The organism is Haloferax sp. Atlit-6N (assembly GCF_003383195.1).
In the GTDB taxonomy this organism is placed as follows: Archaea; Halobacteriota; Halobacteria; order Halobacteriales; family Haloferacaceae; genus Haloferax; species Haloferax gibbonsii.
This window is the reverse complement of record NZ_QEQJ01000398.1, coordinates 1-438: the sequence shown is the minus strand read 5'-3', so window position 1 is coordinate 438 and position 438 is coordinate 1. Positions and strand designations below refer to the sequence as shown.

The 438-nt window shown below is 63.9% G+C and carries 1 protein-coding gene; it reads right to left on the bottom strand.

The window, feature by feature from the left end; translation table 11 throughout:
- Positions 1-438, bottom strand: a 438-nt coding sequence (locus DEQ92_RS22915; protein ID WP_115821826.1) for a radical SAM protein, incomplete at both ends; no start/stop codon positions are given.

Here is a 438-nt window from a genome sequence, read left to right as displayed (position 1 = left end):
CCGGGGTTCTCCGCGACGTGGTCGACCATCCCCTCGACGTAGCCGGCCGTGTGTTCGAAGACGACCATGTTCAGTTTCACCGGATCGAGTCCGGCTTCGAGCGCGGCTTCGACGCCTTCGATGACCTTCTCGTACGCGCCGGACTGCGTGATTTCGGCGAACGCCTCGGGGTCGAGCGCGTCCTGTGAGACGTTGACGCGTTCGAGGCCGGCCTCCCGGAGGTCCTCGGCACGACCCGGGAGGAAGGTACCGTTCGTCGTCAACGAGACTTCCATCGAGTCGGGCGTGCGTTCGATGATCTCTTCGAGGTCTCCTCTGAGCATCGGCTCTCCGCCGGTGAACTTTACCTTCCGGACGCCGAACTCCGAGACGACTTCCAGAAAACGCACGACGTCGTCGGCGCTCATCTCGTCGTCCTGTGGGTCCATTGGGCCACGG